Source organism: Rhodococcoides kyotonense, from assembly GCF_001645385.1.
Lineage (GTDB): Bacteria > Actinomycetota > Actinomycetes > Mycobacteriales > Mycobacteriaceae > Rhodococcoides > Rhodococcoides kyotonensis_B.
In genome coordinates, this window is the sequence record NZ_LVHI01000011.1 from 36,485 (window position 1) to 62,956 (window position 26,472).

At 65.4% G+C, this 26,472-nt stretch carries 28 protein-coding genes and 1 tRNA gene; 19 read left to right on the forward strand and 10 right to left on the reverse strand.

From position 1 onward, the window contains the following. The first annotated feature begins 11 nt into the window (after window positions 1-11). The 3 genes from A3K89_RS07830 (at window position 12) to A3K89_RS07840 (ending at window position 1,854) form a co-directional block, all read left to right on the forward strand. The gene (locus A3K89_RS07830) at window positions 12-659 is read left to right on the forward strand and encodes a GNAT family N-acetyltransferase (protein WP_068423912.1); all 648 of its coding nucleotides are present in this window, start codon (window positions 12-14) and stop codon (window positions 657-659) included. A 222-nt stretch (window positions 660-881) separates the two neighbouring features. Next, entirely contained in the window at window positions 882-1,676 is a 795-nt protein-coding gene (sepX, locus tag A3K89_RS07835) for a divisome protein SepX/GlpR (RefSeq protein ID WP_068423914.1), read from the forward strand. Between the two features lie 102 nt (window positions 1,677-1,778). Next, window positions 1,779-1,854: transfer RNA gene (locus A3K89_RS07840), tRNA-Ala, on the forward strand. A 359-nt stretch (window positions 1,855-2,213) separates the two neighbouring features. Here A3K89_RS07840 and A3K89_RS07845 read toward each other — a convergent pair. Beyond that, window positions 2,214-4,400 carry an MMPL family transporter gene (locus A3K89_RS07845; protein ID WP_068423916.1) on the reverse strand — a complete coding sequence of 729 codons (2,187 nt, stop codon included), beginning with the start codon at window positions 4,398-4,400 and terminating at the stop codon, window positions 2,214-2,216. A gap of 147 nt (window positions 4,401-4,547) precedes the next feature. Here A3K89_RS07845 and A3K89_RS07850 point away from each other — a divergent pair, with 147 nt between their 5' ends. The 4 genes from A3K89_RS07850 to A3K89_RS25955 all read left to right on the forward strand — a co-directional run bounded on the left by A3K89_RS07850 (window position 4,548) and on the right by A3K89_RS25955 (window position 6,519). Then, window positions 4,548-5,003 (forward strand): effector binding domain-containing protein, encoded by a 456-nt coding sequence (locus tag A3K89_RS07850; RefSeq protein ID WP_068423918.1) that lies wholly within the window; start codon window positions 4,548-4,550, stop codon window positions 5,001-5,003. After that, window positions 5,000-5,434, forward strand: coding sequence for an effector binding domain-containing protein (locus A3K89_RS07855; RefSeq protein WP_068423920.1), 435 nt, complete (start codon window positions 5,000-5,002; stop codon window positions 5,432-5,434). The genes A3K89_RS07850 and A3K89_RS07855 overlap by 4 nt, the downstream gene beginning before the upstream one ends. 191 nt (window positions 5,435-5,625) lie before the next feature. Next, a complete protein-coding gene (locus tag A3K89_RS07860; protein ID WP_068423922.1) occupies window positions 5,626-6,300 on the forward strand; it encodes a ScbR family autoregulator-binding transcription factor in 675 nt (224 codons plus the stop codon). A gap of 48 nt (window positions 6,301-6,348) precedes the next feature. Next, complete coding sequence (locus A3K89_RS25955) at window positions 6,349-6,519, forward strand: hypothetical protein (protein WP_165839545.1); 171 nt, start codon at window positions 6,349-6,351, stop codon at window positions 6,517-6,519. Here the strand turns inward: A3K89_RS25955 and A3K89_RS07865 are convergent. Both A3K89_RS07865 and A3K89_RS07870 read right to left on the reverse strand, forming a co-directional pair. Next, window positions 6,516-7,229 (reverse strand): ferredoxin reductase, encoded by a 714-nt coding sequence (locus A3K89_RS07865; RefSeq protein ID WP_068423925.1) that lies wholly within the window; start codon window positions 7,227-7,229, stop codon window positions 6,516-6,518. The genes A3K89_RS25955 and A3K89_RS07865 overlap by 4 nt on opposite strands. Window positions 7,230-7,233: 4 nt before the next feature. Continuing rightward, window positions 7,234-7,833 carry a sulfite oxidase-like oxidoreductase gene (locus tag A3K89_RS07870; protein ID WP_068424031.1) on the reverse strand — a complete coding sequence of 200 codons (600 nt, stop codon included), beginning with the start codon at window positions 7,831-7,833 and terminating at the stop codon, window positions 7,234-7,236. Between the two features lie 81 nt (window positions 7,834-7,914). Between A3K89_RS07870 and A3K89_RS07875 the strand changes: the two genes are divergently transcribed. Next, window positions 7,915-8,745: an SDR family oxidoreductase gene (locus tag A3K89_RS07875; protein WP_068423927.1), complete on the forward strand. Its 831-nt coding sequence runs from the start codon at window positions 7,915-7,917 to the stop codon at window positions 8,743-8,745. Here the strand turns inward: A3K89_RS07875 and soxR are convergent. Then, a complete protein-coding gene (gene soxR / locus A3K89_RS07880) occupies window positions 8,740-9,198 on the reverse strand; it encodes a redox-sensitive transcriptional activator SoxR (protein ID WP_068423929.1) in 459 nt (152 codons plus the stop codon). The two genes, A3K89_RS07875 and soxR, sit on opposite strands and share 6 nt — an antisense overlap. A gap of 43 nt (window positions 9,199-9,241) precedes the next feature. On the opposite strand from soxR, the gene arcA reads away from it, so the two are divergent. Next, window positions 9,242-10,492: an arginine deiminase gene (gene arcA / locus A3K89_RS07885; RefSeq protein WP_068423931.1), complete on the forward strand. Its 1,251-nt coding sequence runs from the start codon at window positions 9,242-9,244 to the stop codon at window positions 10,490-10,492. Between the two features lie 18 nt (window positions 10,493-10,510). On the opposite strand, the gene arsC is transcribed toward arcA, so the two are convergent. After that, the gene (gene arsC, locus A3K89_RS07890; RefSeq protein ID WP_068423933.1) at window positions 10,511-10,858 is read right to left on the reverse strand and encodes an arsenate reductase (glutaredoxin); all 348 of its coding nucleotides are present in this window, start codon (window positions 10,856-10,858) and stop codon (window positions 10,511-10,513) included. 54 nt (window positions 10,859-10,912) lie between these two features. Here arsC and A3K89_RS07895 point away from each other — a divergent pair, with 54 nt between their 5' ends. Genes A3K89_RS07895 through A3K89_RS07905 form a run of 3 tightly spaced genes read left to right on the forward strand, consistent with a single transcriptional unit; the run spans window position 10,913 to window position 12,448 of the window. Beyond that, window positions 10,913-11,578: an NAD(P)H-binding protein gene (locus A3K89_RS07895; protein WP_068423935.1), complete on the forward strand. Its 666-nt coding sequence runs from the start codon at window positions 10,913-10,915 to the stop codon at window positions 11,576-11,578. Between the two features lie 18 nt (window positions 11,579-11,596). After that, window positions 11,597-11,956 (forward strand): GntR family transcriptional regulator, encoded by a 360-nt coding sequence (locus A3K89_RS07900; RefSeq protein WP_068423937.1) that lies wholly within the window; start codon window positions 11,597-11,599, stop codon window positions 11,954-11,956. A gap of 60 nt (window positions 11,957-12,016) precedes the next feature. Next, window positions 12,017-12,448 carry a DoxX family protein gene (locus A3K89_RS07905; RefSeq protein ID WP_068424033.1) on the forward strand — a complete coding sequence of 144 codons (432 nt, stop codon included), beginning with the start codon at window positions 12,017-12,019 and terminating at the stop codon, window positions 12,446-12,448. Between the two features lie 75 nt (window positions 12,449-12,523). On the opposite strand, the gene A3K89_RS07910 is transcribed toward A3K89_RS07905, so the two are convergent. Next, a complete protein-coding gene (locus tag A3K89_RS07910) occupies window positions 12,524-14,059 on the reverse strand; it encodes a dolichyl-phosphate-mannose--protein mannosyltransferase (protein WP_068423939.1) in 1,536 nt (511 codons plus the stop codon). 44 nt (window positions 14,060-14,103) lie between these two features. Here A3K89_RS07910 and rsmI point away from each other — a divergent pair, with 44 nt between their 5' ends. Further along, window positions 14,104-14,940, forward strand: a complete 837-nt coding sequence (gene rsmI / locus A3K89_RS07915) for a 16S rRNA (cytidine(1402)-2'-O)-methyltransferase (protein ID WP_068423941.1) — start codon at window positions 14,104-14,106, stop codon at window positions 14,938-14,940. A gap of 53 nt (window positions 14,941-14,993) precedes the next feature. On the opposite strand, the gene A3K89_RS07920 is transcribed toward rsmI, so the two are convergent. Then, on the reverse strand, window positions 14,994-15,422 hold the full coding sequence (locus A3K89_RS07920) for an SRPBCC family protein (RefSeq protein ID WP_068424035.1): 429 nt from the start codon (window positions 15,420-15,422) through the stop codon (window positions 14,994-14,996). Between the two features lie 14 nt (window positions 15,423-15,436). Next, entirely contained in the window at window positions 15,437-16,462 is a 1,026-nt protein-coding gene (locus A3K89_RS07925) for an alpha/beta hydrolase (RefSeq protein ID WP_068423943.1), read from the reverse strand. Between the two features lie 131 nt (window positions 16,463-16,593). Between A3K89_RS07925 and A3K89_RS07930 the strand changes: the two genes are divergently transcribed. Next, a complete protein-coding gene (locus A3K89_RS07930; RefSeq protein ID WP_068423945.1) occupies window positions 16,594-17,964 on the forward strand; it encodes a WS/DGAT/MGAT family O-acyltransferase in 1,371 nt (456 codons plus the stop codon). Window positions 17,965-18,022: 58 nt separating this feature from the next. Here A3K89_RS07930 and metG read toward each other — a convergent pair whose 3' ends face one another. Further along, on the reverse strand, window positions 18,023-19,567 hold the full coding sequence (metG, locus tag A3K89_RS07935) for a methionine--tRNA ligase (protein ID WP_068423947.1): 1,545 nt from the start codon (window positions 19,565-19,567) through the stop codon (window positions 18,023-18,025). Between the two features lie 21 nt (window positions 19,568-19,588). Here metG and A3K89_RS07940 point away from each other — a divergent pair, with 21 nt between their 5' ends. From A3K89_RS07940 to rsmA, 3 genes are all read left to right on the forward strand, one after another. Further along, window positions 19,589-20,428: a TatD family hydrolase gene (locus A3K89_RS07940; protein WP_068423949.1), complete on the forward strand. Its 840-nt coding sequence runs from the start codon at window positions 19,589-19,591 to the stop codon at window positions 20,426-20,428. Window positions 20,429-20,572: 144 nt separating this feature from the next. Continuing rightward, window positions 20,573-21,700 carry a resuscitation-promoting factor gene (locus A3K89_RS07945; RefSeq protein WP_068423951.1) on the forward strand — a complete coding sequence of 376 codons (1,128 nt, stop codon included), beginning with the start codon at window positions 20,573-20,575 and terminating at the stop codon, window positions 21,698-21,700. Between the two features lie 21 nt (window positions 21,701-21,721). Then, the gene (rsmA, locus tag A3K89_RS07950) at window positions 21,722-22,603 is read left to right on the forward strand and encodes a 16S rRNA (adenine(1518)-N(6)/adenine(1519)-N(6))-dimethyltransferase RsmA (protein ID WP_068423953.1); all 882 of its coding nucleotides are present in this window, start codon (window positions 21,722-21,724) and stop codon (window positions 22,601-22,603) included. 37 nt (window positions 22,604-22,640) lie between these two features. Here the strand turns inward: rsmA and A3K89_RS07955 are convergent, their stop codons facing one another. After that, window positions 22,641-23,636 (reverse strand): helix-turn-helix transcriptional regulator, encoded by a 996-nt coding sequence (locus A3K89_RS07955; RefSeq protein ID WP_068423955.1) that lies wholly within the window; start codon window positions 23,634-23,636, stop codon window positions 22,641-22,643. A gap of 93 nt (window positions 23,637-23,729) precedes the next feature. On the opposite strand from A3K89_RS07955, the gene A3K89_RS07960 reads away from it, so the two are divergent. Together A3K89_RS07960 and A3K89_RS07965 are read left to right on the forward strand one after the other, a co-directional pair. Further along, entirely contained in the window at window positions 23,730-24,665 is a 936-nt protein-coding gene (locus A3K89_RS07960) for a 4-(cytidine 5'-diphospho)-2-C-methyl-D-erythritol kinase (RefSeq protein ID WP_068424037.1), read from the forward strand. Then, entirely contained in the window at window positions 24,665-26,461 is a 1,797-nt protein-coding gene (locus A3K89_RS07965; RefSeq protein WP_068423957.1) for an ABC-F family ATP-binding cassette domain-containing protein, read from the forward strand. The genes A3K89_RS07960 and A3K89_RS07965 overlap by 1 nt, the downstream gene beginning before the upstream one ends. Window positions 26,462-26,472: the final 11 nt, after the last annotated feature.

The following is a 26,472-nucleotide window of genomic DNA, read 5'->3' on the forward strand; positions in this document are numbered from 1 at the left end:
AATATCGACTGATGCCGCGCACGTGGTCGAGCCACCCTGGTTGGCCCGCGAAACTTGGACCCCTCACCGTTGCTGCGGGCGTCGTCACCGTGCGTCCCGTACGTCTGCGCGACGCGGCCGCCTGGAGTCGCCTGCGGCTCGGCGACCGCGAACACCTCGAGCCGTGGGAACCGACCGGCGAGGGCTCGTGGGAAGCGCGCCACCACATTTCGTCGTGGCCCGCATTGTGTTCCGGGCTGAAGTCCGAAGCACGTAAGGGACACATGATCCCGATGGCCATCGAGATCGACGGCGAGTTCTGCGGACAGATCACCGTCGGCAACATCGTGCGCGGCGCGTTACGTTCGGCGTGGATCGGGTACTGGGTCGCCAAGGAAGTCAACGGGCGCGGCGTTGCGACAGCAGCTTTGGCGCTCGGGCTCGACCATTGCTTCGGTGCCGTCGGACTGCACCGCGTCGAAGCGACGGTGCGTCCCGAGAACCTGGCCAGCCAGGCCGTACTGCGCAACGTGGGCTTTCGCGAGGAAGGACTGCTGCGCAGGTACCTCGACGTCGACGGCCAGTGGCGGGATCATCTTCTCGTCGCGATGACCGTCGACGAGGTTCAGGCCACCGTCGCGGATCGCTTGGTGCGCACGGGCAGAGCTGCCTGGGCCTGACGTCCCACCAGCGACCGCGTCGTCAGGAATTCCACCTCTGCGGCGCCCGAGTGGGACACGACGCCCACTGGGCGCCGCCTGACACTGCAGGCTCGAGACTGATGTGACTAAAGTGACGTGAGTGTAGTTCTGGTCGGCGCGTCTACCCGGTTCCGCCGGTGTAGCCGCCTAGCCTGATCAGGTCACCGTTGTCGCAGCCGACGAACAGGAAGGAACGCCGGAATGCCCAACTCGATCATCTGGATCGGTCTGGTCGCCATCTGGCTGTTCGTGCTGCTCCCGATGATGATGAGCAAGCGGCCGCGCATCATGCAGACGTCCGACGCGGCGCTCGCCACACGGGTTCTGCATCGCGGCGGCAGCAAGAAGCCCGCCCGCGGTCCCGCCGTAGGGCATGCGAGCGACCCAGATTGGCGACCCGAATACGACGAGCGAGTGTCGGCGCCCGCCAGCGTCGTCTTCGGGCGCACCGTACCGAGAATCGACGCGGAGGACCCGATGGACACTCACGCAGAAGCCGAGGACACCGATCGGGGCGACGTGGACGAGCGTGCCTACGTTCCGAACCGCCGCGGACGCGGTGGATTCGACCCCGAAGCCGACGCGATCGCCCGGGCCGCCAGATACTCGTTCCGCCAACGTGCCGTTCTCGGACTGGTTTTCGCGATCATCGCGTCGGGGGCCCTGGCCGTCATCGTCTCGTCGATGTTGTGGTGGGTGTGCGGATTGACCGTCGTCGCCCTCGCCGGATACATGTACTACCTCCGTCGCCAGGTGCAGATCGAACAGGAGATCCGCCGTCGACGTATGAACCGAATGGGTCGATCGCGCCTCGGCGTGGAGTCTCGCACCGACGAGGAACTCAGGCTCGTGCCGCAGCGTCTGCGTCGGCCAGGGGCCGTCGTTCTCGAAATCGACGACGAGGACCCGCAATTCGACCACCTCGATCACTACGAGGAGCCGTTCCAGCAGTCCGCTCCGGTGCACGACGACATCCGCCGCGCATCGGGGGCGTGATTCCGGTAGGAGTGCCGTCGCTACGTCGACGAAGGCAACCCCGGGTTTCGTGGATCGAGCAGTGCTTTGGTACTGTTGCGCAGCGCGGTTCACCGACCGCGAGGGGCTGTGGCGCAGTTGGTAGCGCGTCTCGTTCGCATCGAGAAGGTCAGGGGTTCGATTCCCCTCAGCTCCACCACACAGAACAAGGCCCGGTCGACACTGTCGACCGGGCCTTGTTTCGTTCGGTGTGCAGGATCAGGAAGCGGATCCCGATCCGAGGGCGCCGAGGAGCTCGATCAGAGGAATGTCGGAAGCGGAGCTTCCCGTGGTGCTTCCGGTGGACAGAATGCTGGAGATGAAGGTTGCGAGATCCATTTCGGAAAACCCCTTGTTTCGGTGGAGGGAGTGTGCAAACCGGTTGTGCCCGACAGTGCTGCTCAACCACAGGTATTGATACCGGACCGAAGAAGACTGCGTCAGAGGTTTTCGGGTGAATTCTTGACGATTGGGACATAGCACTACGTCCAAAGAAACCTCTGGTGGTGTATCCCAGGACTAGGGCGGCGCGCGACGAGCCAACGCCGACGGCCACCAGATCGCCCGGCCGATGTCGTAGGACAGCGCGGGCACCAGAATGCTGCGCACGACGATGGTGTCCAGCAGAACGCCGAACGCCACCGCGAACCCGATCTCGGCCAGGAAGACCAGCGGAAGTACCCCGAGCACGGCGAACGTCGCCGCCAGGACGACGCCCGCAGACGTGATCACCCCACCCGTCACTGCGAGTCCGCGAAGGATGCCGGGCCGCGTGCCGTGCCCGAGGGTCTCCTCGCGCACACGCGTCATCAGGAAGATGTTGTAGTCGATGCCGAGTGCGACGAGAAAGACGAACGCGAACAACGGGAACGACTGGTCCGCGCCCGCGAAGTGGAACACGTGCGAGAACATCCACCCGCTGACGCCGAGGGTCGCCGCGAACGACAGCACGACCGTCGCGATGAGAATCAGCGGAATCAGCAACGCGCGCAACAGGATCGACAGCACGACGAAGATGACGACGAGCACGATGGGAATGATCAGATTGCGGTCGTGCACCGACGCCGCCTGCACGTCGACCGTCGCAGCCGAATTGCCGCCCACGAGAGTCTCGTCGATCCCGTGGAGATTCGCCCGCAGTCGTTCGACGGTGTCCAAGGCCGCGGGGGAATCGGGCGCGTCGGCGAGCGTCGCGTTGATCAGAATTCGTCCGTCGACCGGTTGTACCTGCAGAGACGGGGGCGGACACCCCGTCTGGCCGGCCAGTGCCGCCGGACCGACCGTCGCGATCAGATCGGCCAGCTTCGCGAAATCGACTTGCACACAGACGGATCCGGGTTCCTGCGCAACGCCCTGAGTGCGTTCTGCGGCACGGATGACGTCGTCGGCCGAATCCTGGGAGGTGACGATCACTGCGGGCGCGCCGGTGCCTGGGTCGAACTTCGACGTGTACAGCTGCTGACCGACGACGGCCTCGGGCTCGTTGGTGAAGTTCTCGGTCGTCGTCAGGCCGTCGGTGTCGAGGCTGGTGATGCCCACGAGGCACAGTAGAAGCAGAACCGTCGCGCCGATCCAAGCCGGCCGGTGTCTGCGTTCGACCGCGGCGGCGACGCGTCCCCACAGCCCGTGCGTCGCGAGATCGGTCCTGTCGTCGACGTCGGGGCGGCGGGGCCAGAACACCCACCGGCCGCACAGGGACAGCGCGACCGGCAGGAACGTCATCATCACCAGGACGGTGCACGCGATGCCGATCGCCGCGACGGGTCCGAGGCTCTTGTTGGAGTTCAACTCGGAGAACATCAGGCACAGCAGGCCGATGATCACCGTTCCCGCCGACGCGAGAATCGCGGGCGCCGACTCCTTCCACGCCCTGGCCATCGCGTCGAACCTGCTCGGATACGCGTGTAGTTCTTCTCGATACCGCGCGATCAGCAGCAGCGCGTAGTCGGTCCCCGCGCCGATCACGAGGACGAAGAGAATGCCCTGGCTCTGGCCCGTCAGCGTCAGGACGTCGTGCTTGGCCAAGTAGTAGATGATCACCGACGCCAACCCGACCGCGAGCACAGCCGACAGGATCGGAAAGACCCAGAGCACGGGCGAGCGATAGACCACCAGCAGGATCAGCACAACGACCAGGAGAGCCGCACCGAGCAGGGCGCCGTCGAGCCCGGCGAACGCGTCGATGAACGCCACGAGCAGGCCACCGGGGCCGGCCGGAAGGACGTCGACGCCGTCGGGGACGGCCCCGCGGGCAGTGTCGACGACGGTTTCCTCGGTGGCGGCCAGGGCGTCGCCGCTGACGTCGACGCCGTCGGCCTTGGCCACCAGCGGCACGTAGAGCGCGGCGGTCTGTCCGTCCGCGGAGTACTGGGGAGGCGTCATGCCCTTGCCGTCGACCCCGTCGATGCCCGAGATCTGCCGACGCGCGTCCTCGATCGCGCGCTTGTCGTCGTCGGTCAGTCCGGAATCACGATCGAACAGGACGAATCCGGGGATGGATTGAACCGACAGGAATGCCGTCGACTCATTCGCGACGACGGTGGATTCGGCCGACCCCGGAAGGTACGACGCGTTGTCGTTCTTCTGTACCTCGCCGAGCTTGCCTTGGTAGGTGCCGCCGAATGCGCCGAGCAGCAGGGCCGCGACCGCGAGTGCGACGACGGTGAAGACCGGCCACCGGGAGAGAAGCTTCGCCGTCTGACCCATCGTCGTTCTCCTCGGATGCCTGATGCACACGAAAAAGTCGCTGGCCAAGTAGACCACGGTGACATCGCGCGGGTGATGGGAACGACGGGGTGAGCATCCCGGTAGCATTCGTGAGAAGTACGCAACTGGCCGCTACGTGGAGTGTGAATGGCTTTCGAGATTGTCGACCTCGAGGAAACGTGGGTCGCCGGTCTTCCGGTTCGTAGCCCCAAGCGGGCTCTGGGAAGACTCAACGATCCGAATTTGGATGCGGCGTGGTCGTCGGTGTTGAACCAGGAGATCCCGGGACCGCTGGCGTCGATCTACACGGACTTCGCGCCCGGAATCGGTTCGTACAACACGCAGATCGTCGGCTATCGATGTTCTGCGCTGAGCCAGGTGACGCGTGGGCATCTCGTCGCCAAGGTTCCGCGTGCCAAGTACGCAAAGTTCTCGTCGGTCGGCCACTTCCCCGACATCATGACGCGATTGTGGAAGCAGATCGATCACGCAGAGGAGGAGGGCGAGATCACCCGTACCTTCACCGCGGACTACGAGTACTACCCGCACGCGTACAAGATCGATCTGTACCTGTCGATCGAGCAGACAGGATTCAACGCGTGACGCACCGAGTGACCGCGCGGTCCGCGGAGTTGTTCGGCGGCCTGGTCGCGCCACGCATCACCCCCGGCGCCGAGGTGAGCAACAGCGAGTTGATCCGATTCCTCCGTGAGCGCATCCGCGAGCGTTCGGCCGACGACATCGTGGTCAGCACCGTCTTCGTGCCCGACGCACACGGCGTCTACAACGCGGTCGTGGCGGTCAAGCATCTGTCTCCCGGCGACGTGCCCATCGGTGACGTCTTCGTTGAGGTCCCGAGCGGCGTGTACGCCGTCTTCTCTCCGAGTGGCACCCTGCGCGACCCGATCCAGGACGTGTGGGCGCAGGCCGAGGAAGCGACGGAATCGGGTGCGATATTCCGCGCGTACAAAGAGGACATCGAGGTCGTTACAAATTCCGGCGAAGTGGAACTTTTTATTTCGATCGTTATGTGAAGCGGCGATTATGCCGACCGAATGTCACTTCTGGATCACGAAGAGTGGTTCGTTGCAGTTAGTATTATCTCGCGCAACCGGACAGACGGTAGGTGCGGCGAAGTTCGAGCCCACGGATTCGCCCAGGCCACCACTGATCACAGCTGGTCGGCGTCGGTGTCAAACAGGCAACTGAGCAGGGGTGAAGCTACATGGTTAGGCAATTGAGGGCAGAAGCGACACGTGCGGCAGCGCTGCGCGCGGCAGCCGATCTCTTTCTCGAAGTAGGTCATGCAAATGCGACATTGAGTCAGGTGTCCGCGCAGTCCGGTGTCACCAAGGGTGCGCTGTATTTCCATTTCGCGTCCAAGGAAGAACTGGCCAAGGCGATCGTCGACGAGGGACACGAGCGTGTCTCGACGGCATGCGCGGGCCTGGTCGACAGCCGCTCGCCTGCTCTCGAATCGGTCATCGGCATCTCGTACTCGGTGCTGGAACTGGCCGCCTCCGACCCCCTCGTGCGCGTCATGTACCGCTTGCAGATGGAGATCGACGGGTCCGAGACCGCGCGGGGCAGCGTGTTCGGAACGTGGGGGAACATCTTCGAGCACCTCTTCGACCGTGCCATCGAACACGGTGACGTCGCCGATCACCTCGACTCCTCCAATGCTGCACTGCTCGTCTGCGAGATGCTCGCCGGCGTGCTGATGGTGTCCGAGGCTCAGTCGACGCTCGAGACGGCTCCGTCGCGCATGGAGAAGGTCTGGCACACCGTGCTGCCGTCGCTCGTTCCGCCGAACAAGCTCGGATACTTCCGGGAATTCGCGGCTCGCAGCCTGTCCAGCTTCGTGCCCGCCGAGATGGCGACGTCGCCCGTCGACGCCTAGTTCTCACCCTCCTTGCGGGGAGTCGGCGTCGGGCGGACACTGTGTGACATGGAGCACACAGCAGTGAATCACAGGATGTCCGACGCCGAACTCCGCAAGGCAATCGGCACACTTCAGAGCCGTGCCGACGACGCCCGTAAGCGCGGCGCCGACCAGGATGCGGACAGCATCGAACGGACTGTCGCCGAGTATCGAGAAGAGATGAGCAGGCGGCTCTAGCGTGCGATTCCGACCGGGCCGAAACGCTCGGTCTTGACCCTGAACGGCATATGTCCCTGCGTGACGAGGACGTCGGCGACCATCTCGACGAACCCTGTCGGGCCGCAGACGAAACACCGCGGGGCGATGTCCGGTGACCAGCCGCCCGATGCGATCGCGTCGGGAGTGAGCCGTCCCGGATGGCCGTTCGGATCCTCACGCGTGTAGCGGACGGCTACCTCCACTCCCGCCTGCATCGATGCGAGTTCCGACGCGTACATCACCTCCGCGGGTGAGCGAACCGAGTAGATCAGTCGGAACGGTGCGGTGGAACCGCTCCGGCGACGCGCTCTGATCATCGCCATCAACGGCACGATGCCGGACCCGCCTGCGATCAACAGCACCGGTGCGTCGTCGGCCTCGTCCCAGACGAACCAGCCTCCGATCGGCCCCTTCAGTTCGACCTGTGCGCCGACCTCCAGCACGTCGGCGAGGTACGGCGAGACCTCGCCGTCGTCGACGGTCTGAACGGTGAGCACGACGGTACTGCCGTCGGCGGGTGTTGCCATCGAGTAGCTGCGCTGCGCGCTGTAGCCGTCCTCGGCGGTGAGGCGGACATCCACGTGCTGGCCGGGCCGATGGCCGGGCCACCCGTCGACATCGAACGTCAGTGTTGTCGAGGTGGGCGTTTCGGTCGTTCTGTCGGTCAGGGTAGCGACGAGCCAGTTCACGCGTTCAGTCTCCCTGATACCGCTGCTCCTGCCACGGATCGCCGTAGTCGTGATAGCCGTTGCGTTCCCAGAACCCGGGCTCGTCGCGCACCATCAGCGTCAGCGTGCTCACCCACTTGGCGGACTTCCAGAAGTACAGGTGTGGCACGAGAAGTCGTGCAGGACCGCCATGTTCGGGCCGCAGCGGCGCGCCGTCGTACTCGAACGCGAGCCATGCTCTGCCACCGCGTAATTCGGTCAACGGGAGGTTGGTGGTGTAACCGTCGTAGCTGCTTGCCATGACATGCGTTGCTGCAGTGTCGATTCCATCAAACAACGTATCGAGCGACACACCGCGCCAACGAGTGTCGAGCTTGGACCACGTCGTCACACAATGGATGTCCACCACCGGCTTCTCGTTCGGCAGCGCGCGCATCTGCTGCCAGTTCCACCGATGCGTCTCGCCACGCTCGGTGACGATCGCGAATTCCCAACGGTCCGTCGTGACCCGCGGCGTCGGACCGACCGACAACACAGGGAAATCCGTCGTCAGATGCTGACCGGGTGGGGTACGGCCGTCGTTGCCGCGGCGCTTGCCGTGGAACCCCTTCGAGACGATTGCCATGAAACCTCCGGTGGTGCCGCGTGACTGCCGCGTATCGTGCAGTAGGGAATCGATCTTCGAATGTGGGGGGACCAGCACCCGATGACCATCACGAATCTACGCGGAAAGAAGACGTTCATCACCGGGGCGGGCAGTGGGATCGGCCGTGCCACCGCGCTTGCCGCCGCGAACGAGGGCGCCGAGCTGTATCTGACCGATATCAACGAGGCGTCGCTGAAGGACACGGTCGCGGCCGTCGGCAACGCCGCAGCGATGTCGCAGGCGTTCGACGTCTCCGACTACGACGCCGTCACCGCGTTCGCGACCGAGGTGCACGACGCGGCAGGCAGCCTCGATGTCGTCATGAACATCGCGGGAGTGTCGGCGTGGGGGACTGTCGAAAATCTCGAGCATCGGCAGTGGAAGTCCATGGTCGACGTCAACCTCATGGGCCCGATCCACGTGATGGAGAACTTCCTGCCACCGATGATCCACGCCGGACGCGGTGGGCATCTGGTCAACGTGTCGTCGGCGGCCGGACTCATTCCGTTGCCGTGGCACGCGGCCTACAGTGCGAGCAAATACGGTCTGCGCGGTGCGTCGGAAGTGTTGCGGTACGACATGAAGCGGCACGGCATCGGCGTCAGCCTCGTCGTGCCGGGTGGAGTGAAGACCGGGCTCGTCGACACCGTCGAGATCGCGGGCGTGGACCGCGACGATCCGCGGGTGAAGAAGTTGCAGCACCGCTTCGAAAAGCGTGCTGTCACACCGGACAAGGTGGCCGAGGCCATTCTGAAGGGCATCTACAAGAACCGTTATCTCGTGTACTCGTCGAACGACATCAGGTTCGGGTACTGGTGGGCTCGGAAGTTCGCGCCGCCGTACGAGTTCGTGCTGCAGAAGGCGAACGATCAGTTCAGCAAACTGCTATAGATCCACATCGAGTCGACGTGCGCCCGGTCCGGATTGCGCCAACTCGTCCTGCGGATTCGCGAGAGTGCAGCTGGTCAGCGAGAGGCAGCCACAGCCGATGCAGCCGGTCAGGTCGTCGCGCAGCCGAATCAGTTGCGCGATGCGATGTTCGAGGTCGTCGTGCCAGCGGCCCGACAGCCGGGCCCAATCTCGCTTCGTCGGCGTGCGCTCCTCCGGAAGCTCGGCGAGGGCGTCGCGAATCTCGGCCAACGGAATGCCGACCTTCTGCGAGATGCGGATGAACGCGACACGCCGGAGCGTCTCGCGCGGGTAGCGACGCTGGTTGCCCGACGTCCGTCTGCTGCTGATCAACCCTTGCTTCTCGTAGAAATGCAGCGCCGACACGGCAACTCCGCTGCGATCGGAAAGCTGTCCCGGGGTGAGTTCGCGGACGTTCCATTCGGGCATCGGCATGGTGACGAGAGTACGCAGCGCGCCGAAGGCGCATCATTGAACGATGACTGATCGACTGGGCGCCGATTCCGAGGTCGGCACGCTGCGCACCGTCATGTTGCATCGACCGGGCGACGAGTTGCGCCGCCTCACCCCGCGCAACAACGACCAACTGCTGTTCGACGGTGTGCCGTGGGTCGACCGGGCGCAGGAGGAGCACGACGCGTTCGCGGAACTGCTGCGGGGCCGAGGCGTCGAGGTGCTGTTGTTGTCGGATCTGCTCACCGAGACGTTGACGGCGAGCGGTGCCGCGCGCATGCAGGGAATCTCTGCCGCGGTCGACGAGCGCAAACTGGGCCGGGCTCTTGCACAGGACCTCAGCGTTCACCTTCGCGGCGTCCCTGCACCCGAGCTGGCCAAGGTCCTGATGGCCGGCATGACGTTCGACGAACTGCTTGCCGCCGAGACCGGAGTGCCCGAGGTGGGCGGATCCTCGTTGGTGCGACGTATGCATCACGGCGCCGACTTCGTCATCGATCCGCTGCCGAATCTGTTGTTCACGCGGGACTCGTCGTTCTGGATCCGCAACCGGGTGGCCATCACGTCGCTCGCGCTGCCCGCTCGGTTGCGGGAGACGTCGCTGACGGATCTGATCTACGCGTTCCACCCGCGTTTTCTCGGGGTGCGTCAGGCGTACGAGTCGCGCACCGCGCCGGTCGAGGGCGGCGACGTGCTGCTGCTGGCGCCGGGTGTGGTGGCCGTCGGCGTCGGCGAGCGGACGACGCCTGCGGGCGCGGAAGCGTTGGCGCGCAGCCTCTTCGAGGACGATCTGGCGCACACGGTGCTGGTGGTGCCCATCGCGCAGGAGCGTGCGTCCATGCATCTGGACACCGTGTGCACGATGGTCGACACCGACGCCGTCGTCATGTACCCGGCTATCCGAGACACGTTGTCCGCGTTCACGATTCGAAAGGAAGGCCATGGCGTCCGCATCCGCGGCGCCGACCCGTTCCTCGCCGCCGCCGCCGACGCGATGGGCATCGAGAAGCTCCGCGTCATCGACACCGGACTAGACCACGTCACCGCCGAACGCGAGCAGTGGGACGACGGGAACAACACCCTCGCGCTCGCGCCGGGCGTCGTCGTCGCCTACGAGCGGAACGTGGAGACGAATGCCCGGCTGGCCGCGTCGGGAATCGAGGTGTTGACGATCAGCGGGTCGGAACTCGGGTCCGGTCGAGGTGGGCCGCGCTGTATGTCGTGCCCGATTGCGCGGGACAGTGCGGCTTCGCCGCCCGTGAGTGCGAATGTGTAGCCCGCTATACATTCGCACTCACAAGACGTCCTGCACCCTGTCCGCAGGCCGCGCGAGCACGGTCCCCTTGTCGGTCTTCACGATCGGACGCTCGATGAGGATGGGGTGATCGACCATGGCGGCAATCAGTTCGTCGTCCGACGCGTCGGCGAGACCCAGTTCTTTGTAGACGGCTTCCTTCGTGCGGATGGCCTGCGACGGCGTCAGGCCCGCGTCGTCGAGCAGCTTGCGTAGCCCGTCCTTCGTCGGCGGAGTCTCGAGGTACTTGACGACGGTCGGCTCGATACCTGCCTCCTGGATGGCCTTCAAAACCGTGCGGGACGTGTTGCAGCGAGGGTTGTGGTAAATGATCGCGCTGGTGGTCATGACAGTGGATCTTGCCACTGTTTGTCCACGGGGCCCGGCGGGTAGGCGTCGGGAATGACTGATCGACGAGTAGTGATTGCCGGAGGACACGGAAAAATCGCTCAGCAGTTGACCGAAGTGCTGACTGCGCAGGGCGATCGGGCGGTGGCGTTGATCCGAAATCCCGACCACAGCAACGCCGTCGCGGCCTTGGGCGCGTTGCCCGAGGTCATCGATCTCGAACAGGCATCAGTCGACGATGTCGCCGCACTGTTGCACGACGCCGACGCGGCCGTCTTCGCCGCGGGCGCGGGAGCGTCGGGAGGCGTCGAACGCAAGGACACCGTCGACCGGGCGGGCTCGGTGTTGCTGGCCGATGCGGCCGAGAAGGCAGGCGTGAAGCGGTTCGTCCAGGTCAGCTCGTTCGGTGCGGGCGAACCCGTCGCCGACGACGCCGAGGACACGTGGAAGGCCTACATTGCGGCCAAAACCGTGGCCGAAGAGGACTTGAAAGCGCGAACGAAGCTGGACTGGACCATCGTCCGACCGGGCGGATTGACCGACGACGACCCGACGGGGCACGTCACGCTGTCGAAACCACCGCTGGAGCGCGGAACCGTGCCGCGTGCCGACGTCGCGCACGTCATCGCCCTGATGCTCGAAACGCCGTCGACGATCGGGAAGACCGTGATGTTGACGTCGGGGGACACCCCGGTCGAGGACGCAGTCAAGGGCGTGTAGCCGGCGTAGGTTCTCCGTATGCACGTGCGTATCGACCCGGCGTCGAAGACCCCGCTGTACGAACAACTTCGCGCCGGGATCCTCGACCAGGTGCGTAGCGGAGAACTGATCGCGGAGACCAAGATTCCGACGGTGCGCGGTCTCGCCGAGGAATTGCAGATCGCGCCGCACACCGTTGCGAAGGCGTACAAGGAACTCGAAGCCCAGGGCGTCATCGAAGCACGCGGTCGGCTCGGAACCTTCATCGCGTCGGGTGGTGACCCCACCGAGGACAACGCCGCACGCGCAGCCGTCGCGTACGTGGCGGAGTTGCGCGCGTTGGGAATGGACGACGATCGCATCAGAGAACTCGTCGACACAGCACTCCGTCGAGGTTGACGCTTCAACAACGATGTGCCAGGGTGGTCGGGTCCCGTTGCCGTGCCCGAAGGAATTCTCATGAACTCGACCATCTTCCGCGACTTCGCCACCCTGGTTGCCCGGATCGGCCTGGGCATCGTCTTCATCGCCCACGGTTGGCAGAAGCTCAACACCAACGGTCTCGACGCCACCAAAGCCGGATTCGAAGGAATGGGCGTACCGCTACCTGCCGTGTCCGCCTACTTCGCGACGTTCGTCGAGCTGGTCGGCGGCATCGCGCTTCTGCTCGGCATCTTCACCCCGATCGTCGGCATCCTGCTGTTCCTCGACATGGTCGGTGCGTTCGCGTTCGTGCACTACGACCTCGGAGTCTTCGTGTCCGAGGGTGGCTACGAACTCGTCGTCGCGCTGGGCGTCGGCTCGCTGTTGCTCGCGGCTGTCGGTGCCGGACGCTTCAGCCTCGACGGTGTCTTCGGCGGTAAGACGAGCTTCTCGAAAGCTCGCGCATAACGCTTGCGGCACAGGCGCTTTGCACCCGTGCGCGCGAATGTACAGCCCGCTCTACATTCGCGCGCACGTGGCGCGCTAGCGCCAACTGGGCAGCCACAACTGCCGCTGCCACATCTCGGGCGTGATGGGCATGGCCGTCAGGATGGGCCACAACCAGATGAAGTTCGCGATGACGAGGCCGACGTAGAGGCACACCAACAGCAGTCCGGTGCCTCTCCGTTCGGCCGAGGCACGCGCCGATCCGATGATCTGCCCGAGTATCAGCGCGAAGCCCATCACCATGAACGGCGCGAGGGCGACGGCGTAGAAGTAATACATCTGACGATCGAGCGTCAGGAACCACGGCAGAAAACCCGCGGCGTAACCGGTGAGCACGACGGCGAAGCGCCAGTCGCGTCGCACGAACACCATCCACATGCACCAGAGCAGCATCGGGACGGCGAGCCACCACATGGCCGGGGTACCGATCAACATGATGGCTTTGACGCACGACCCCGCCGAGCAGCCCTGGACGGTGTCGCCGTCGGCGAAGTAGTACAGCATGGGCCGCAGACCCATCGGCCACGTCCACGGCTTCGATTCCCACGGGTGGTGATTGCCGGCCGAGTTCGTCAGACCGGAGTGGAAGTCCAGCACGTTGCCGCTGTAGTACCACAGTGACCGCAGCGCGCCCGGCACGAACGAGAAAGGCCCGTCCGTCCCGATCTGATTTCCGACGGCGTGACGATCGACGCCGTTCTCGCTCGCGAACCACCCTGCGTACGTGCACAAATAGACGAATACGGGGATCACGACGAGTGCGTAGAGGCCCGGACCGATGTCGCGCACGGCAGTGCCGAGCCAGGGGCGTCGAACACCGTTCGCGCGTCGGGCCGCGAGATCGAAAGCGACACACAGCAGTCCGAAGAAGGCAATGAAGTACACGCCGGACCACTTGGTGCCACATGCGAGTCCGAGCAGTATGCCCGCGCCGAACCTCCACCACCGCACGCCGAGTCGGGGGCCGAATTCGCTTGCGTCGATGCGTCCTTCGAGCCGGGCCTTGGCCATGCGCGCGCGTACGTCGTCGCGGTCCACGACGAGACATCCCATCGCCGCGGTGACGAAGAACGCCAGGAAGATGTCGAGCATCCCGATGCGCGACGACACGAACGTGACTCCGTCGACGATCAACAGGATTCCGGCGATCGCACCTACAAGAGTCGACCGTGCCAAGCGTCGCACCGTGCGAATCACGATCAGCACCAACAACGTTCCGAGCAGCGCGGCCGAGAAGCGCCACCCCCAGCCGTTGTAGCCGAAGATCGCCTCGCCGACCGCGATCAACTGTTTGCCGACGGGCGGGTGCACGACGAGCCCGTACGCCGGGTTGTCCTCGATTCCGCCGCCGGTGAGGACCTGCCATCCTTGCGGCGCGTAGTGCTTCTCGTCGAACACCGGAGTGCCGGCATCGGTCGGGTAGCGCAGCATCGCGAACCGTGTGACGGCGGCGATGGCCGTGATGACCAGTGTGACCATCCAACCCCGCATGCGGTCGACGTCGCGGTAGAGATCGGCAGCCCGAGACGTCGGACCGGGACTGACGACGTACCGCTCGGTCAACAAGGTCACATGCCGATGGTAGGCGGCGGGCCGCGATACGGGACGATGGAGGCATGCTGATCCTTGCCGCAACCCCCATGGGCGACGTCGGCGACGCGTCGCCACGACTGCGCGACGCGCTCGCGACGGCCGAGGTCGTCGCGGCCGAGGACACGCGTCGCACCAAGCAGTTGGCGTCGGCGCTCGGGGTGACGATCACCGGCAAGGTGGTCAGCTTCTACGACCAGGTCGAGTCCAACCGTCTGCCGATGCTCGTCGACGCCGTCCGCGAAGGGAAGAAAGTCCTTCTCGTCACCGATGCGGGCATGCCGTCGGTCAGCGATCCCGGCTATCGACTCGTCGCCGCGTGCGTCGAGAACGACCTGCCGGTCACGTGCCTCCCTGGCCCCTCCGCGGTGACGACGGCACTTGCGCTCTCCGGTCTGCCCGTCGAACGCTTCTGTTTCGACGGCTTCCCACCGCGCAAGCAGGGACAGCGTCGTGCGTTCTTCGAGACCCTGAAGACCGAACCGCGGGCGTGCGTGTTCTTCGAGGCGCCGCATCGTCTGGATGCGTGCCTGGCCGACGCGGTCGCCGTGCTCGGCTCCGAACGACGCGCCGCGGTCTGCCGAGAGCTCACCAAGACCTACGAAGAGGTCAAGCGTGGAACCCTCGGCGAACTCGCGACGTGGGCCGCCGACGGGGTCCGCGGCGAGATCACCGTGGTTCTCGCCGGCGCACAACGCGTCGTCGAGAACCCCGAGGACCTGATCGACGACGTCGAAGAGCTGGTCGCGTCGGGCATGCGGCTCAAGGACGCGTGCGCCCAGCTGGCGGTGAACGGCGTCGGCAAGCGGGAACTGTACGAGGCAGTCCTCGCATCGCGGGCGGGAGTGGAGCCTGCGGAATGACCAGATCTACACCAGGGCGGGAGTGGAGCCTGCGGAATGACCAGGACCTACGTCTAACCCACGACCTGCTGCCGTAGCCCCTCGGTCGCGGCTTCGAGCACCGTCTTGGTGCCCTTCTTGACGAGGAAACCGGGCACCGGGATCTTCGGGTCGACCGTCAGCGAGAACGCGACGTGCGTGCCCTTCTCGGTCGCCGTCAGCGTGTACTCGCCGTGCTGCGCCTTCTGCTGCGAGCTTTCGACGAGATCCCACGACACCTTGTCGTCCGACCAGGTGTATTCGACGACCTGATCGTCGTTGATACCGAGGATCGACACGGCCATCTTGACGTGGTGCGGCTTCCCGTCGTCGTACCGATCCACGACCTCGATCTTCTTGTGGACCGGCGACCACGACGGCAACCCTTCGACGTCGGCGAGAACCTCGAGCACAGCTGCGGGTTCGGCCGCGATGTCGACCTCTTTGTTTCCTGTTACTGCCATGGTTGCAACGTTACTCACGCAGTGCTCGGGGCGGCGTCGAATGCGCAGTGCGATCGCACGAACTCGCCGATCTCGATCATCGCCCGACGTGCCTCCGGCAGGAAATCGGCCGCCTGGAAGACGTGCACCTGCTCGTCCCACACCTGCAGTTCGCACTCGACGCCCGCCTCCTCGAGGCGGATGGCCATGAGTTCGGCGTCGGCGAGAACCATTTCGGTCGAACCGACCTGGATCAATACCGGCGGAAGACCGGTCAGATCGGCGTCGACCGGCGAGATGCGAGGCCCGCGCTTGCCCTCGACGACGATCTTCGCGTCGACCCGGTCGGCCATCACCGTCAGCGCCGGAACCGCACCGGCCGGGAACACGGCACACTTCCGCGCGTTCTCGTGCTCGATCTTGCGCGTCGGGTCCATGTCGGTCAGTGGTGACATGACGAAGATGCCCGCAGGTCTGGGCAGGTTCACGGTCCGCAAAGCCAACGCGACCATGAACGCCAGATAACCGCCGGCGGAGTCACCTGCGATGAAGATCTGATCGGGCCGATAGCCGGCCGCAAGCAGGTAACGGTAGCCGTCGACGCCGTCTTCGACCGCGTGTGAGATCGGGTTTCTCGGCATCATGCGGTAGTCCACCGACAGAACCGGCGCGTCGGCGCTCTGCGAGACACGGGAGACGAGTCGGCGGTGGGTGTTCATGCCGCAACAGACGAACGCGCCTCCGTGCAGGTAGAGCACGACGTTGTCCTCCGAGACGCCGTCGGCGGTGACCCATTCCGCCCCACAGTCGGCGAGTTCGACGCGTCGGCTCCTGGTGCCCTTGAGCTGGGGAACCAACCGTCCGGCGTAATCGATCACGTGAAACGGCCACGGAAGATGTGCCGTCCTGGCCCAGACGGACAGAAACGGACGGACCGTGTGCTGCAGATACGCGGCGAGTGCCTTCGACGCCAGGCTTCCGCTGGGCATGTCGGCCCGGCTCGACGTGTGGGTAGCCGGGGTGAATCCCGGCCTTGGCGTAGCGGTGAGCACCGTTGTCATGCGCTCGCCTCCGATCTGCAGTTGCGTAGGACCATCGGTAACGGACAATAACCAGAGACTTAGGTCCTTTAAACGTAGAGTCGTGTTCGACGTCACACCGTTATGCAAACTAGGTGTAAAGGTGATCGCACATGGCCCTGATGCCCGTTACCGAATCCATGTTCCTGATCGCGGAATCGCGGGAGCACCCGATGCACGTCGGGGGTCTCCAACTGTTCGTTCCCGCAGGTGAACCGCATGATCTCGCAGACGAGATCCACCGCAGGTTCACAGGCGGTGAGGTGCACGACTTGTTCCGCAAACGGCCAGGCAGGCCAGTCGACATCGTCGGCAAACTCGCGTGGTCTCGCGAGACCGACATCGACTTCGAATACCACGTACGACGCGTGGTTCTTCCGTCTCCCGGGAGGATTCGAGAATTGTTCCAATTCCTCTCTCTTCACCACAGTACGCCTCTTGACAGATACCGTCCGATGTGGGAGCTGCACATCGTCGAGGGGTTGGCCGACGGGAGGATCGCGCTCTACACCAAGGTGCACCACTCGCTCGTCGACGGCGTGTCCGCTCTGAAGCTGATGCTGAACACGCTGACCGAGGATCCGGACGACCGAAACGGCGTCGCGACGTGGGACCCGAGCCTGTTCGACGGCAAGCCGAAGCGTCGCAGTCCGTCGACTCTCGAACGGATCACCGGAGGTCTGTCGACGGGCCTCGGACTCGCGGGGGACATGTTCGATTTCGTCCCGGCCGCGGCGCGCATCGGACTGCGTGCGTTGCGTGACGAAGGTGCGCAGCTGCCGCTGCGCGCTCCGCGGACGATGTTCAACGTTCCGATCGGAGGTGCGAGACGATTCGCCGCCGATACGTGGTCGATCGAGCGAATGCGTTCGGTGGCAGAGGGATTGGACATCACGCTCAACGACGTGGTGCTGGCGATGTGTGCAGGCGCCCTACGTGCCTACCTGCTCGGCGAGAACGCGCTCCCCGAATCTCCTTTGATCGCAATGGTTCCCGTGTCGCTTCGCAAGCCGGGTGAGGGCGACGCGGCAGGCAACTCGGTGACGACCATTCTGTGCAATCTCGGCACGCACGAGTCGGACCCGATGACCCGATTGCAGTGCATCACCGAATCGACGACGCGCGGCAAGGACATGATGCGCGAGCTGAACACGTTGGAGTCCTTGGCATTCGGGGCCGTGACGATGCTGCCGTTGCTGTTCGGTCCGGTTCCGGGATTCGTGCGGAGTACCCCGCCGCCGTTCAACGTCATCATCTCCAACGTTCCGGGCTCGCCGAAGGAGCTGTACTGGAACGGAGCACGTCTCGACGGCATCTACCCGGCATCGATCGTGTGCGACGGCATGGCGCTCAACATCACCGTCGCCAGCAACGGGGATTCGCTCAACTTCGGGCTCGTCGGATGTCGTCGTAGCGTCCCGCATCTGCAGCGGATGTTGACGCATCTCGAGACGTCACTGCAGGAGTTGGAGAAGGCGGCGTAGCCGCACGTGCGCGCGAACGTATAGCCCGCTACACATTCGCACGCACGGCGCGTAGTGCCTACTCGTACTTCGGGAACACCGGCGACGGCGCGGGCAATGCCTCACCGGGCACGATGCGCGTCGCGATGTCGCTGAACTGGTGCGCCGGGTTACCGAGCTGTTCGAGGATCTTCGCCGCCGAACCGGGCATCACCGGCTGCACGAGAATGCCGACGATGCGCAGTACCTCGAGCGTCACGTACAGGACGGTCGCCATGCGGGCCGGATCGGTCTTGCGCAGCACCCACGGTTCCTGCTGCGAGAAGTACCGGTTGGTCTCGCCGAGCACCGACCAGATCGCCTCTAGTGCGGAATGCAGCGCCTGGACGTCGAACTCCTTGCGGCAGATGTCCAGTAGCGCGTCGGCGCGGGCCAGCAGAGCCTCGTCGTCCGCGGTGAACTCGCCGGGCGTCGGAACCTTGCCCTCGAGATTCTTCGCGACCATGGTCAGCGACCGCTGGGCCAAGTTGCCGAGTTCGTTGGACAGGTCCGCGTTCATCCGCGTCACAATGGCCTCGGGGCTGTAGCTGCCGTCCTGGCCGTAGGACACCTCGCGTAGCAGGAAGAAGCGCAGCGGGTCCAGACCGAACTCGGCGACCAGATCGAACGGGTCGACGACGTTGCCGACCGACTTGGACATCTTCTCGCCCTTGTTGTTCAGGAAGCCGTGCACGAACACACGCTGCGGCAACTCGATACCCGCCGACATCAGGAACGCAGGCCAGAACACGGTGTGGAACCGCGTGATGTCTTTGCCGATGATGTGCAGGCTCGCGGGCCAGAACTTTCGGAACTTCTCCGACGACGTATCGGGGTAGCCGACGCCGGTGAGGTAGTTGGTCAACGCGTCGACCCACACGTACATGACGTGGTCGGGGTCGTTCGGAACCTGGACGCCCCAGTCGAACGTCGTCCGCGAGATCGACAGATCCTTCAGTCCGCTCTTGACGAAGTTGACGATCTCGTTGCGACGCGTCGCAGGTGCGATGAACTCCGGCTGCGTCTCGTACAGCTCCAGCAGCTTGTCCTGATAGGCCGACAGCCGGAAGAAGTAGGTGGACTCCTCCGTCCACTCGACGGGCGTCTTCGTCTCGGTGGCGACACGCGATCCGTCGTCGACGACCGTCGTCTCACCCTCGGTGTAGAAGGCCTCGTCGCGCACCGAGTACCAGCCCGCGTACGTGTCGAGATAGATGTCTCCGCGCTCGACCATCTTGGTCCAGATGGCCTTGCTCGCCTCGAGATGATCGGCGTCCGTCGTACGGATGAACCGGTCGTAGGAGATGTCGAGCGTCTTGTCCAGCTCCTGGAACACATCCGAGTTACGTGCTGCCAGGTCGCGGACGTCGATGCCTTCCTTGACTGCGGTCTGCTGCATCTTCAGGCCGTGCTCGTCCGTGCCCGTCAGGAACATGACGTCGAATCCGTCGAGGCGCTTGAAGCGCGCGATGACGTCGGTCGAGATGTACTCGTACGCATGCCCGATGTGCGGGGCACCGTTCGGGTACGCGATCGCGGTCGTGACGTAGAAGGTGGGCCGTGAGGCATCAGCTGGCGCAGTCATGGTGGCGCCTACTCTATCGGCGTGAGAAGAGAACGTCCCGCGCCACCTTTGCCCGAGCCGCTGCACAGCCTCGTCGACGCGCACACACACCTCGACGCGTGCGGTGCCACCGATGCCGCGTCGACGGCCGAGATTCTCGATCGCGCCGAATCCGTCGGCGTCGGACGCGTGGTGACCGTGGCCGACGACCTGGCTGCCGCGCGTTTCGCCGTCGACGCAGCCCAGTGGGACCCGCGGGTGTGGGCGGCCGTCGCCATTCATCCCACCCGCGCCAACGTGCTCGACGACGCCGTGAAGGCCGAGATCGAGCGGTTGGCATCCGATCCTCGCGTCGTCGCTGTCGGGGAGACCGGCCTCGATTACTACTGGCCGGGCAAGCTGGACGGCTGCGCGACGATCGACGAGCAGCACGACGGCTTTCGCTGGCACATCGATCTCGCGAAGCGTCTCGGCAAGCCGCTGATGATCCACAACCGCGAGGCCGACGAGGATCTGCTGTCCGTGTTGAAGCACGAAGGCGCTCCCGAGACGGTGATCTTCCACTGCTTCTCGTCGGGACCCGAGATCGCGCGAGCCTGCATCGACGCGGGCTACGTGCTCAGTCTGTCGGGCACCGTCAGTTTCAAGAACGCGCACGCTCTGCGTGAGGCGGCAGTGCTGATTCCCGACGACCAACTGCTCGTCGAGACCGATGCGCCGTTCCTGACGCCGCACCCGTTCCGGGGTGCGCCCAACGAGTCGTACTGCCTGCCGTACACGGCGCGGGCACTGGCGGAGATTCGTGGCCAGGATCCTGTCGAGCTGGCGTCGCACGTCACCGAGAACGCCGAGCGGGTGTATGCGCTGCGCGCCCGTGCGTGAACAGTCGGACCCTGGGCCAACCAAGCGCGCACGGGTGGCGTAGCCGCACCTCGGTTGCGGGAACTCCACCTTTTCGTTACCGTACCGTGATCCCCCCGCCGGGCGTTTCGCGAAACGGTAACGCTCCCGAGTCCAGGAATTGCTTTGTCTGGTATTACCCGCCTGAATTCGACCAGGTCGCTCACGTTGTATCTGGTAGTCGCCGCTCTGCTGGCCACTCTCATCGTCGGCGGCGCTGTCGCGGTCGCACGTCACAAGACGGTGACGATCGACGTCGACGGTGAGCTGATCTCACTCAGCACGATGACGTCCGACGTCAACGGAGCGTTGGAAGCCGCCGGTTACGCCCCGGGTGACAAGGATCTCGTCGCCCCGGCCGGTGACACCGAGCTGTCCGACGGCGAAACCGTCGTCCTGCGTCGCGCGCGTGAGCTGAACGTGACCGTCGACGGCCAGGAAGAGCAGATCTGGACAACGGCGCTGACCGTCGACGAGGCGTTGTCACAGATGGATCTCGCCGAGGACGTGCACGTGTCCGCGTCGCGCGGTGAGCGTCTGCCGCTCGAGGGAACGAATCTCGACGTCGCGACGCCGAAGGAGGTCTCCGTCGTCGACGGTGCCGCGGCGCCGACGCCTCTGACCCTGGCCGCGCCGACCGTGCGCGAGTTCCTCGAGGAAGCGGGAATGCCGCTCGAGCAGGCCGACACCGTGACGCCGGGTCCCGACGAGAAGGTCACCGAGGGTGCCCAGATCGTCGTGACGCGCGACCGTACCGAGACCAAGTCGGAGACCACCGAGGTCGCAGCCCCCGAGCAGCGCATCGAGGATCCGACGATGAACATGAGCCGCACCGTCGTCGAGAATCCTGGTTCGCCGGGCGTCTCGGACATCACGTGGAACATCAACCTCGTCAACGGCCAGGAAGTCGGACGCGAGAAGGTCACCGAGGTCGTCAAGGTCCCCGCGCAGCCGAAGGTCGTCCGGGTCGGCGCGAAACCCGGCACCGAGGTCCCTCCCGTCGAGAACGGCGCCATCTGGGATGCGCTCGCACAGTGCGAGGCCACCGGTAACTGGGCCATCAACACCGGCAACGGTTTCTACGGCGGCGTGCAGTTCGACCAGAACACGTGGGAGCGCCAGGGCGGCCTCCGCTACGCGCCTCGTGCCGACCTCGCGACGCGCGAGGAGCAGATCGCGATTGCGTCGGTCACCCAGAAGTCGCAGGGCTGGGGCGCGTGGCCTGCCTGCACCAGCCGTCTCGGCTACCGGTAGCGGGTGCGTACAGTCTTCGAAGTGTCAGAACATGTGAGGGAACCCGCGGCGTTGCTCGGGCCCGCGGAAGTGCGATCTCTCGCCGCAGAATTGGACGTCCGTCCCACCAAGACGCTCGGACAGAACTTCGTGCACGACGCCAACACCGTGCGTCGCATCGTCGCGTCGGCAGGCGTCGGTGGCGCCGACACCGTTCTCGAAGTCGGCCCCGGTCTCGGATCGCTGACGCTTGCGCTCCTCGATGTCGCCGACGCGGTCGTCGCCGTCGAGATCGACCCGAAACTCGCCGCGCGGTTGCCGGTCACGGCCGCCGAACGTGCGCCGTCGCAGGCCGATCAGCTCACCGTCGTTCTGTCCGACGCGATGAAGGTGCGTGCGTCGGACATTCCGGGTGAGCCGTCCGCGCTGGTGGCCAACCTTCCGTACAACGTCGCGGTTCCCGTTCTGCTGCACCTGTTCTCGGAGTTGCCGTCGCTACGCACCGCGCTGGTGATGGTGCAGGCAGAGGTCGCCGACCGTCTCGCCGCGGACCCGGGCAGCAAGATCTACGGCATCCCGAGCGTCAAGGCCAACTTCTTCGGCACCGTCAAACGTGCAGGCTCCGTTGGTCGTTCGGTGTTCTGGCCGGTGCCCAAGGTCGAATCCGGGCTCGTGCGTATCGACCGGTACGAGAACCCGCCGTGGTCGATGGACGACGAACATCGCCGTCGCGTGTTCTCGGTCGTCGATGCGGCATTCGCGCAGCGGCGCAAGACGTTACGTGCGGCGTTGTCCGGTTGGGCGGGGTCGGCAGTCGAGGCCGAGCGTCGGCTGCGTGCGGCGGGCATCGACCCGTCGGCGCGTGGGGAGACTCTCGACGCGGCCGCGTACGTGCGTCTTGCCGGCGTCACCCCGTCTTCCTGATCGGCATCGATGTCACGCGGCATCCGATAGACAGTTGCTACGGACCATCGATGCCGACGGGGGAAGCGGTGCTCGCGCGGTACCGCTCACTCACCCTACTGTGCCACTCGGCGACCTTCAGGCACTCGTCGCGCAGTTCGGCGGGTTCGACGACGGTGAAATCGGTGTCGAAGGCGTACAGCCACCGCGCGATCGACTGCAGCGAATCGCCCGTCAACACGATCGTGCACGTGTCGTCGGTGCCGGATTCCAGTGTGCCCCAGTACTCGTCGACCATCGGCGCGATCGTCTCGATGGCCGCGTGCAACAAGATTCGCGCTTTCACCTGCGTGTACGCGTGGTCGATTCCTTTCGCGACGAACGCCGCGGCACCGCCGTCGGGAAGTTCGCGACGCGTGAACCGCGGACCCGTCGGGATCTTCGGGTCCATGCGGTCGACGCGGAAGGACCGCCAATCGTCGCGCATGATGTCCCACCCGAGCAGATACCAGCGGGCACCGGCACGCACGAGGCTGTACGGCTCGACCTCGCGCCTTGCTTCGGTGCCGTCGTGCCTGCGGTAGTCGAAGCGCAGGCGTTCACGGTTGTGACAGACGCCCGCCACGGTCGCGAGAACCGACGCGTCGACGGCCGAGCGCGCGGGCCGCTCGACGACGTCGATCCGCAACGCGTCGAGTCGATGTTGGATGCGCGACGGCATCACCTGGCGCAACTTGGTCAGCGCCCGCAGCGAGGCCTCTCCGATGCCCGCGACCGAGCCGCCGGCCGCGCTCTGCAGGCCGAACGCGACGGCGAGCGCTTCGTCGTCGTCGAGAAGCAGCGGGGGCATCTCGGCGCCTGCACCCAGCTGATATCCGCCGCCGACGCCCGAGGTGGCGTTGACCGGGTAGCCGATCTCGCGGAGCTTGTCGACGTCGCGGCGCACGGTCCGCGGCGTGACGTTCAGGCGCTCGGCGAGGTCCGCGCCCGCCCAGTCGCGACGCGTCTGGAGCAGCGACAACAATCTGAGCAGTCGTGCCGATGTTTCCCGCATAGCTCAGATGATGGCACCGATCGCGGACGAATGCCGTCCTCGATGAGCGGGCAGGAGGAGCGTCGTCGCATTTCTCCACTACTGTTGACTCTCGTGCTCTCAGTCGTTCCCAGCCCCGTCGTCGTTCGGGCGCCGTCGAAGGTCAACCTCCACCTGTCGGTCGGTGACCAGCGCGCCGACGGCTATCACGAGCTGACGACGGTGTTCCAGGCGCTGTCGCTGTCCGACGAGGTCTCGGTGGTGCCCGCGAAAGCTCTGAGGGTGTCCGTGCGGGGCGAGAACGCGTCGTCCGTTCCGACCGACGAGCGCAACCTCGTGTGGAAGGCCGCGGTCCTGCTTGCCGACGCGGTCGGCCGCGAGCCGCTCGTCGACATCACCATCGACAAGGGCATCCCCGTCGCCGGTGGCATGGCGGGTGGCAGCACCGACGCGGCGGCGACGTTGGTCGCATTGAACGCGCTGTGGGAGCTCGATCTGTCGCGTGAGGAACTGACCGACCTGGCCGCCCAGCTCGGCAGCGACGTGCCGTTCGTTCTGCACGGCGGCACCGCCGTCGGAACCGGACGCGGTGAGAAACTGCTTCCCGTGTTGTCGCGCAACACGTTCCACTGGGTGCTCGCGCTCGCCAAGGGCGGCTTGCAGACTCCCGCCGTGTTCCGCGAACTGGACGAACTGCGCGAGAAGGGTTCACCGCCGCGCATCGGTGAACCCGAAGAGCTGATGCATGCCCTCGCATCCGGGGATGCGACGGCGTTGGCGCCGTTGCTCGGCAACGATCTGCAAGCCGCCGCGGTGTCGTTGCTCCCGCAATTGCGTCGTACCTTGCGCGCGGGCGTCACGGCAGGCGCGTTGGCGGGCATCGTGTCGGGTTCGGGCCCGACGTGTGCGTTCCTGTGTGCCGACTCCGACACTGCCGTCGCGGTCGGTGCCGAACTGTCCGGTGCAGGCGTGTGCCGCACCGTGCGTGTTGCGAGCGGTCCGGTTCCCGGCGCTCGTGTCGTTACTAGTGAATCGATTGGTTTTTCCTGATGGTCAATCTCGTCAACCTCGAAAACGTCTCGAAGTCCTTCGGCGTCAAGCCACTTCTCGACGGTGTCTCCCTCGGCGTGCAGGAGGGCGAACGCATCGGAATGGTCGGCCTCAACGGTGGTGGGAAGACGACGACGCTCGAGGTGCTCGCCGGGCTCGAACCGCCGGACTCGGGACGCGTCAGCCGCGTCGGGGGACTGCGGATGGCCGTCGTCACGCAGCGCGGTGTCCTGCCGCCCGGGTCGACCGTCGGACAGGTGGTTCTGGATCCGCTCGGCATGGCAGAACACGAGTGGGCCGGTGACGCGCGCGTCCGAAACATATTGACGGGCATCGGAATCGCCGATCTCGGTCCCGAGGGCAGTTCGGGTCTCGACGCGTCGATCGACAACCTGTCCGGAGGCGAGCGCCGACGCGTCGCACTGGCGGCGGCTCTCGTACAGGATCTCGACCTTCTCGTACTCGACGAGCCCACCAACCACCTCGACGTCGAAGGTGTGCAATGGCTTGCGGCGCACTTGGTTTCGCGACGCAGTGCACTCGTCGTCGTCACGCACGACCGCTGGTTCCTCGACACCGTCGCGACGCGGACGTGGGAGGTCGTCGGCGGCCGCGTCGAAGCGTACGAGGGTGGCTACAACGACTGGATCTTCGCGCGGGCCGAACGCGCTCGTCAGGCCGACGCGTCGGAGGAACGTCGACGCAACCTGGCGCGCAAGGAACTCGCATGGCTGCGCCGCGGTGCGCCCGCTCGAACGTCGAAGCCGAAGTACCGCATCGAAGCCGCCGAGGCGCTGATCGCCGACGTCCCCGCGCCCCGTGACTCCGTGGCGCTGGCGTCGTTCGCGACCCGCAGGCTGGGGCGTGTCGTCATCGAACTCGAGGATGCGCGTCTGGAGACGCCCGACGGCCGGGTCCTGGTGCGGGACTTCACGTGGCGTCTCGCGCCGGGAGAACGCGTCGGCCTCGTCGGCGTCAACGGCTCGGGCAAGACTACTCTGCTGCGCACGCTGGCCGGCGAACTGGAACCGGCGGCGGGCAAGCGAATTCAGGGCCAGACCGTCAAGATCGGCTGGCTGAAGCAGGAATTGGACGACCTGCCGAAGACCCTGCGGGTACTCGAAGCCGTCAAGGAGGTCGCCGAGCGAATCACGCTGGGCGACAAGGAAATTTCGGCAGGCCAGCTCGCGGAGCGGCTGGGGTTCACGCCTGCGCGTCAGCGCACTCCTGTCGGCGATCTGTCCGGTGGAGAACGACGCCGCCTGCAGCTCACCCGTGTGCTGATGGCCGAGCCCAACGTGCTGCTGCTCGACGAGCCGACCAACGACCTCGACATCGACACGCTGCAGCAGCTCGAAGATCTGCTCGACGGCTGGGCAGGCACGCTCGTCGTCATCAGTCACGACCGGTACCTGATCGAGCGCATCTGTGACTCGACGTGGGCACTGTTCGGCGACGGCAAGCTGACCAACCTTCCGGGCGGCATCGAGGAGTACCTGCGCAGGCGCGCGGTGCTGGCGGCGGACGCGGCCCCGGATTCCCTGACGACCGGTGGCCCGGCGAAGAAGGCCGTGCGCGACGCGGCATCGGAACGCGCGGCGCGCAAGGAACTGAGCAAGCTGGAAAAGCTCGTCGTACGGCTGTCCGATCGGGAAGTGGCGCTGCACGCCGAACTCGCTGCGGCCGCGACGGATCCGGGCAAGCTCGTCGAGCTGGACACGGAACTGAAGAAAGTCGTCGCCGACAAGGACGTCGCCGAGGAGCGATGGATGGAGCTCGCCGCCGAACTCGACTGACGTGCGTGGTC